This window comes from Variovorax stachyos (assembly GCF_051400855.1).
Classification (GTDB): Bacteria; Pseudomonadota; Gammaproteobacteria; order Burkholderiales; family Burkholderiaceae_C; genus Variovorax.
Window position 1 is genome coordinate 22,263 of record NZ_JBLFFN010000033.1, and the last position, 7,175, is coordinate 29,437.

Annotated in this window: 6 protein-coding genes and 1 pseudogene; 4 read left to right on the forward strand and 3 right to left on the reverse strand. The window is 67.2% G+C overall.

Features of this window, described 5'->3' with window-relative positions:
• Positions 1–70: 70 nt before the first annotated feature.
• Positions 71–1,186 carry an acyl-CoA dehydrogenase family protein gene (locus tag ACMGEZ_RS29260; protein ID WP_436825787.1) on the reverse strand — a complete coding sequence of 372 codons (1,116 nt, stop codon included), beginning with the start codon at positions 1,184–1,186 and terminating at the stop codon, positions 71–73.
• Positions 1,187–1,214: 28 nt separating this feature from the next.
• Positions 1,215–2,396, reverse strand: a pseudogene (locus ACMGEZ_RS29265) (acyl-CoA dehydrogenase family protein).
• A 149-nt stretch (positions 2,397–2,545) separates the two neighbouring features.
• Here ACMGEZ_RS29265 and purN point away from each other — a divergent pair.
• Together purN and ACMGEZ_RS29275 are read left to right on the forward strand one after the other, a co-directional pair.
• The gene (gene purN, locus ACMGEZ_RS29270) at positions 2,546–3,130 is read left to right on the forward strand and encodes a phosphoribosylglycinamide formyltransferase (protein WP_436825792.1); all 585 of its coding nucleotides are present in this window, start codon (positions 2,546–2,548) and stop codon (positions 3,128–3,130) included.
• Positions 3,131–3,162: 32 nt separating this feature from the next.
• Positions 3,163–3,495 carry an I78 family peptidase inhibitor gene (locus ACMGEZ_RS29275; RefSeq protein WP_436825788.1) on the forward strand — a complete coding sequence of 111 codons (333 nt, stop codon included), beginning with the start codon at positions 3,163–3,165 and terminating at the stop codon, positions 3,493–3,495.
• Between the two features lie 30 nt (positions 3,496–3,525).
• Here ACMGEZ_RS29275 and ACMGEZ_RS29280 read toward each other — a convergent pair whose 3' ends face one another.
• Positions 3,526–3,771 (reverse strand): DUF1653 domain-containing protein, encoded by a 246-nt coding sequence (locus tag ACMGEZ_RS29280; RefSeq protein ID WP_436825789.1) that lies wholly within the window; start codon positions 3,769–3,771, stop codon positions 3,526–3,528.
• A 27-nt stretch (positions 3,772–3,798) separates the two neighbouring features.
• On the opposite strand from ACMGEZ_RS29280, the gene ACMGEZ_RS29285 reads away from it, so the two are divergent.
• Positions 3,799–5,655, forward strand: a complete 1,857-nt coding sequence (locus ACMGEZ_RS29285) for a M48 family metalloprotease (RefSeq protein ID WP_436825790.1) — start codon at positions 3,799–3,801, stop codon at positions 5,653–5,655.
• A gap of 12 nt (positions 5,656–5,667) precedes the next feature.
• Positions 5,668–6,939, forward strand: coding sequence for an RsmB/NOP family class I SAM-dependent RNA methyltransferase (locus tag ACMGEZ_RS29290; protein WP_436825791.1), 1,272 nt, complete (start codon positions 5,668–5,670; stop codon positions 6,937–6,939).
• Positions 6,940–7,175: the final 236 nt, after the last annotated feature.

The window sequence follows — 7,175 nt, forward strand, 5'->3', positions numbered from 1 at the left end:
AAAAAAGCGCCCGCCAGCACAGGTCTGGCGGGCGCGGCGTGCTATCGGGAAAAGATAGCAGCTCTGCGTTTCATGCAAAGACGCCGGCGCTGTCCTGCATGCGTGACGATACCTCGCCGAGGTGGTGCAAGGTATCGCCGAACACCATCTCGAGCTGGGTCAGCTTCCTGAAGTAGTGGCTGCCGATGTACTCGTCGGTCATGCCGATGCCGCCGTGCAGCTGCACCGACTGCTGGCCGACGAAGCGCATGGCCAAGCCCAACTGGTACTTGGCGCGCGCCATCGCCTGGCGGCGTTCGGCGGCGGGGGCGTTGAGCTTGAGGGCCGCGTAGTAGCTCATGGAGCGGGCAAGCTCGAGCTGCATCTTCATGTCGGCCACCCGATGACGCAGCGCCTGGAAGCTGGCGATCGGCGCGCCGAACTGCTTGCGGGTGTTCATGTACTCGACGGTGAGGGCGAGGGTCTTGTCCATCGCGCCCACGCCTTCGGCGCAGATGGCGGCGATGCCGATGTCGACGGCGTGCTCGAGCACCGGCAGGCCATCCTTCGCGACCAGCGTGGCGGCGGCTTTGTCGAACACCACCTCGGCCGCACGGCTGCCATCCTGCGTGCCGTAGCCGCGCGCAGCCACGCCGTCCTCGGAGCGTGGCACGAGGAAGAGAGCGATCTTGCCGTCCAGCTGGGCGGGCACGATGAAGGCATCGGCCTCGTCGCCGGCGGGCACCAGGCTCTTGGTGCCGCTCAGCCGGTACGCGTCGCCGTCCTTCGTTGCCGTGGCCTCGCACACGTCGAGCCGATAGCGCGCCCTGCGTTCCTGGTAAGCCAGCACCACCAGTGCCTGGCCGCCCGCGATGCGCGGCAGCCAGTTGTCCCTGGTGTCCTCGTCGGCATGGCCGGCGAGCACCGCGCCGGCGATGAAGGACTGGGCGAGCGGCTCCAGCACGATGCCGCGGCCGAGCTCTTCCATCACCACCATGCCTTCGACCGGGCCCATGCCGAGGCCGCCTTCGTCCTCGGGAATGTACAGGCCGCCCAGGCCGAGCTCTGCCAGTTCGTCCCAGGCCTCGCGCGAGAAGCCGCCCGCAGCTTCGATGCCGCGGCGGCGCTCGAAGGCGTAGCCTTTTTCCACCCACTTGGCGACAGCGTCGCGAAGCTGCTGCTGGTCGTCGCTGAAATTGAAGTCCATCGTCTCGTTCCTTCCTGCTGTGTGGCGCTCAACCGAGGACGGTCTGAGCGACGATGTTGCGCTGCACTTCGTTGCTGCCGCCGTAGATGGTGGTCTTGCGCATGTTGAAGTACGTGGTCGCGAGCGGCGCCAGCTCGGGATGGCCGCCGGGGAAGTCGCCTTGCCAGCCGGCCGCCATGGCCTCGCGGATCAGCGGCAGCGCGAAGGGGCCGCCCGCCAGCATCATGAGTTCGGAGTAGCGCTGCTGGATCTCGCTGCCGCGGATCTTGAGCAGGCCCGCGATGTCCAGCGAGTTCTTGCCCGAGGTCGCGGCCGAGAGCACGCGCAGCACGAGCATCTCGAGTGCGATCACTTCGACCTCGAGCTTGGCGATTTCGTCACGGAAGCGCTGGTCTTCCCACACGCCCTCGCGCTTGGCGATGCGCTTGAGGCGCTCCAGTTCGCGCTTGGCGCGGTTGGCGTCGGCGATGTTGGTGCGCTCGTGGGACAGCAGGTGCTTGGCGTAGGTCCAGCCCTTGTTTTCCTCGCCGATGAGGTTCTCGGCAGGCACCTCGACGTTGTCGAAGAACACCTCGTTCACCTCGTGGCTGCCGTCCATCAGCTTGATCGGCCGCACGGTGACGCCTGGCGACTTCATGTCGATCAGCAGGAAGCTGATGCCGGTTTGCGGCTTGCCTTCATTGCTGGTGCGCACCAGGCAGAAGATCCATTCGCCGTACTGGCCCAGGGTGGTCCAGGTCTTCTGACCGTTGACGATGTATTTGTCGCCTTTGCGTTCGGCTCGGGTCTTGAGCGAGGCCAGGTCGGAACCCGAGCCGGGTTCGCTGTAGCCCTAGCTCCACCACACCTCGCCGCTCGCGATGCCGGGCAGGAAGCGCTTGTGCTGCTCGGCGTTGCCGAAGGCCTGGATCACCGGCGCCACCATCACGGGCCCGAAGGGCACGATGCGCGGTGCGCCGGCCAGTGCGGTTTCTTCCTCGAACAGGTGCTTCTGCACGGCAGTCCAGCCCGGGCCGCCGAACTCGACCGGCCAGCCATAGCCCAGCCACCCCTTCTTGCCGAGGATCCTGGCCCAGCGCTGCATATCGTCGCGCGTGAGCTCCAGCGCGTTGTGCACTTTGTGGGAAATGTCTTGGGGCAGGTTGTCCTTGACCCAGGCGCGAATCTCTTCGCGGAACTTCTGTTCCTCGGGCGTGAAGCTCAAATCCATGCGTTGCCTCGCTGTGTTGGTAGGGCGCCACGAAGGCGGCGCGCCGGTCTGTCGAACCGGCCGGTTTTAGCACGGTCGTGCTTGTTGGCCTGTCAGCGCGGAGACAAACCGACCGGGTGAAAACCAGCAGCAAAGATAATCCCGCTCCCATGAAGAACATCGTGATCCTGATCTCCGGCAGTGGCTCCAACATGGCGGCCATCGTGCACGCCGCCGAGCGCGAGCAGTGGGCGCGGCGCTTCGGGGCGCGGGTGGCCGCGGTGATCAGCAACAGGGCGGACGCGGGGGGCCTGGCGTTGGCGCAGGCGCAGGGCATCGCGACGGCGGTGATCCCCCATCAGGATTTCGCGAGCCGCGAAGCTTTCGATGCGGCGCTCGCCGACGCCATCGACGTGCACGTGCCGGCGCTGGTGGTGCTGGCCGGCTTCATGCGCATCCTGACGCCGGCTTTCGTGGCCCGTTACGAGGGGCGCTTGCTCAACATCCATCCCTCGCTGCTGCCGGCTTTTCCGGGGCTGCACACGCATCGACGCGCCATCGAGGCGGGCTGCAAGGTGGCGGGGCTGACCGTGCACCAGGTGACGGTGGAACTCGACCATGGGGCGATCCTGGCGCAGGCGGTGGTGCCGATCCTCCCCGACGACACGCCGGCGAGCCTCGCCGCGCGGGTACTGACGCAAGAACATAGCGTTTACCCGCAGGCGATTGCAAGCTGGTTGTCAGAAACAAGCTGACACAATCTCGTTTTCCCTTGGGAAGCCCCGTCGTGAAAAGTCGTTTTCTGGCCCTGTTTGCGCTGACTGCCGCCGCGCTGTTGTCCGGTTGCGGCACCCCTGCGCCGGCGCCCGCACCGGCCCCTGCTCCTATTGCAGCCGCTCCCGCCCCAGAACCGCCCGCGCAATGCCGGGCGGAGGATGCCAGGTTCGCGGTCGGGCAACCGGCGACACCCCAACTCGAGGCGGCCGCCCGGGCCCGCGCCGGGGCCCGGAGCGTGCGCACACTGAAGCCCAATCAAGCGGTCACGTTGGAGTTCAACGGTGGCCGGCTCAATCTCGTCGTCGATGCGCGCGACCGCGTGACAGCCGTGCGCTGCGGCTGAGGACAGCTGCCTTGCGGCGCCTGTCCCACCCTACGCAATCCGTGCAAAGCGCGGCTGGGGATGACCGTCGATCTCCACGGTCTCTCCGAACATCGAGGCGGGACGCACCCACAGCCCTTTCGCGCCGTAAAGCGCTCGATAGAGCGTCATCGCCTCCAGGGTCTCGCTGTGGCGCACGGTGCCCAGCACTTCGTATTCGCCGCCCTTGTAGTGGCGATAGCGGCCGGGAGGGGTCTCGATCAGCGGCGGCAGGTGGTCGTCGGTCGGACTGGTCATCATGTTCGAGCGTCTGAAAGGTCGGAAATGGATCGCGCCGATTTTGTTCACCTCGTGCGATTGAGCGAGCATGCCAGTGCGGACGACAGCCAGGGCTACCGCCGCGGGGTCGCGATCTTCGCTGCTCTGGGCTACCTGTGGGTGATCGCCTGTCTGGCGCTTGCAGTCGGCATCATCGTTTGGGCGTTGCTCTCGCTGGGGCAGGGGCGCTTCAATTTCACGCGCGGGTGGCTGCTGCTGTTTGCGCTTGGCCTGCTGTGGGCCACGCTGCGTGCGCTCTGGGTGCGGCTGGAGCAGCCGCAGGGCGTTCGGCTTGTGCGCGAAGACGCGCCGCTGCTCTTCGAAGGGCTGGACCGCATCCGCCAGAAGATCGATGGACCGCATGTCCACCATATCTACCTCGACGGCGAGTTCAACGCGAGCATCAGGCAGTTGCCACGTTTTGGCCTCTTCGGCGGCGCGGTCAACTACCTGAGCGTGGGGCTGCCGTTGCTGATGGCCCTAGATCGGCGCCGCCTGCTGTCGGTGCTTGCCCACGAGTACGGCCACTTGCGCGGGAACCACGGCAAGCTGAGCGCCTGGATCTACCGCACGCGGCTGTCCTGGCTCAAGCTCGATGCCAACCTGCAGAACGACAGCGGCGTCGTGGCGCTGGCCTCCCAGGCCTTCTTTCGCTGGTACTTCCCGCGCTTCGCCGCCAAAACCTTCGCGCTCGCGCGCCAGGACGAGTACGAGGCCGACCGCGTTTCGGCCCGCCTGCTCGGGCCGCGCGTGGCGGCCGCAGCGCTGACCGAGATCGCCGTCAAGAGCAATTGGTATGTGAACGAGTTCTGGCCCGCCCATTGGGCACGCGCGTCCGCGGAGGCGCTGCCGGCCGGGCCCTTCGCGGCCATGGAGGTGCAACTGATCGAGCCCGTGGCGCCCGCGCTGGCGCGCGAGGCGCTGCGCGGCGCGCTGCGGCGCGTGCGCGACGTCGACGACACCCATCCGGTGCTGCGAGACCGGCTCGAGGCACTCGACGAGAAGGCGACGCTGCCGCCCTGGTCGGAGAAGTCCGCGCTGGGCCTGCTCGCCGACCCGGCCCGCTGGATCGGGCGTTTCGATGACGAATGGCGGCGCACGCATGCCAGTGACTGGAAGCAGCACCATGCCTATCTCCAGCGCGTTCGGCAGCGCGCGGGCGTTCTGGCGGCCGGCGCCGGGCGCAATAGCGCCGACGAGATGGTCGAATGGGCCGATTGCGAGCGCCGTCTGGATGCCGGCGCCGACGTCCGCCGGCATTACGAGCGTGCCCTGCAGATCACGCCCGATCACGCCGGTGCCCTGCGCGGCTTGGCGCAGACGCTGCCGCAGAAGGACCGCGCCGCCCGCCTCGCAGTGCTGGACCGGCTGCACGAGTCCAGCACCGCCAGCCGATGGTGGGCGGCGCGGAATGCGGTCGAGCTGCTCGAGGATCCCGATGCAGGCTCGCACGATGAGGCGGCACTCAAGCGCTGGCGCGAGCGGATGAAAGCCGCGGAAGAAGCCGAGCAGCGCGCCTGGGAGGAGATCACGAGCACGCCCTTCTTCAGCCAGATCGCCCACCACGATTTGAACGACTTCGAGCTCGGCGAACTCCGGGCCGACCTGGTGCGCTGCAACGCCGTCGCGCGTGCATGGCTGGTGCGCAAGAACCTGCGCGAGTTCCCGTGGCGCCGCGCCTACGTGGTGTTCCTCGAACTGCCCGGGCTGTCCGACGAGCACCGCTGGAACCTGTGCCGCGAGCTCGAGCATACATTGAGCCTGCCGGGCGCCGCGCTGGTGCTGTGGGCGGGGCATTCGCCGACGCTGTCGGAGATCGAGCAACAGGCTTTCGCCCCGATCTGGACGCGCACGGCCGGCTGAGACAATCGGGGCATGCATCCCCGAGCCCTTCTCGAGGCCTGCGCCGACCTGGTCGGCCTGGTCCTCAAATTCGAACATCCTGCCGACCAGGTCGTCTCCCGCTACTTCCGCGAGCATCGCGAGCTGGGGCCGCGCGAGCGCGCCACGCTGGCCGAGACCGTTTACACCGTGCTGCGCAAGAAGCTGCTATTCGACCATCTGTCGCCCTCGGGCAGCGGACCGAAGGAGCGCCGAATGGCGATCCTTGGCTTTTACGGGCCGCGCGACTTCCTCAAGAGCGCGCTCAGCGACCTCGAGAAGCGCTGGCTCGACCAGTGCGACACCGTCAAGCCCGATGACCTGATGGAGCGCCATCGCCACAATCTGCCGGAGTGGCTGGTCGCGCCGCTGAAGGCACAGGTGGGCGAGGGCTTCTGGCCTCTGGTGCAAAGCCTGCAGCAGCCCGCACCGCTGGATCTTCGGGTCAACGCGCTGACCGACAAGCGCGCCGATGTGCAGAAGGAGCTGGCATTGGCCGGCATCCAGGCCACTGCCACGCCCTTCTCGCCCTGGGGCCTGCGCATCGAGGGCAAGCCGGCGCTCGCCAAGCTCGACGCATTCGCGCGCGGGGCGGTCGAGGTGCAGGACGAAGGCTCGCAACTGCTGGCCCTGCTGCTCGACGCCAAGCGCGGCGAAATGGTGGTGGATTTCTGCGCCGGTGCCGGCGGCAAGACGCTCGCGATCGGGGCCACCATGCGCAGCACCGGGCGGCTCTATGCCTTCGACACCTCGGCGCACCGGCTCGACGCGCTCAAGCCGCGGCTGGCGCGCAGCAAGCTGTCGAACGTGCATCCCGCGGCTATCGCCCATGAGCGCGACGAACGCATCAAGCGCCTGGCGGGGAAGATCGACCGGGTGCTGGTGGATGCGCCCTGTTCGGGCCTGGGCACGCTGCGCCGCAATCCGGACCTCAAATGGAGGCAGTCGCCCAAGGGCATCGAAGAGCTCACCGCCAAGCAGGCCGCGATCCTGCAGAGCGCCGCGCGGCTGGTGAAGCCCGGCGGGCGGTTGATCTATGCCACCTGCAGCGTGCTGCCGGAGGAGAACGAGGCCATTGCCGAAGCCTTCGGGGCAGCCCATCCGGAATTCGAGCCCTTGGATGTCGCCCCGCTGCTTGGCGCCCTGAAGGTGGCCGATCCCGAAAGCCTCTGCGCTGGCGGCGAAGCCGGGGCGCGTTATCTGCGGCTTTGGCCGCATCGTCATTCCACCGACGGCTTTTTTGCCGCAGCTTGGCAGCGGAAATAGGGCGAAACCCTCGATGCGGGTGAATACTTGTTACGGGTCAAGGATTTAGCCCCTTTTTGAGGAGCCACCCTTTAAAATACACGGTTATCTGAAGGCTGCACCTTCGTGCGGCCATGGAGTACCGAATTCAATGTTGCTTCCTGACTCTGCCCTCCTGAACGCGGCCATCGACTGGCTCGGGAACGGCCTGTGGGATCTCACGTGGTGGCAGGTCGTGCTGTACACGCTGTTGACCA

Bases quoted from the DNA above. Each gene is read 5' to 3' on its own strand.
- ACMGEZ_RS29260 (WP_436825787.1), bottom strand. From the start codon at position 1,186: ATGGACTTCAATTTCAGCGACGACCAGCAGCAGCTTCGCGACGCTGTC.
- purN (WP_436825792.1), top strand. From the start codon at position 2,546: ATGAAGAACATCGTGATCCTGATCTCCGGCAGTGGCTCCAACATGGCG.
- ACMGEZ_RS29280 (WP_436825789.1), bottom strand. From the start codon at position 3,771: ATGACCAGTCCGACCGACGACCACCTGCCGCCGCTGATCGAGACCCCT.
- ACMGEZ_RS29285 (WP_436825790.1), top strand. From the start codon at position 3,799: ATGGATCGCGCCGATTTTGTTCACCTCGTGCGATTGAGCGAGCATGCC.
- ACMGEZ_RS29290 (WP_436825791.1), top strand. From the start codon at position 5,668: ATGCATCCCCGAGCCCTTCTCGAGGCCTGCGCCGACCTGGTCGGCCTG.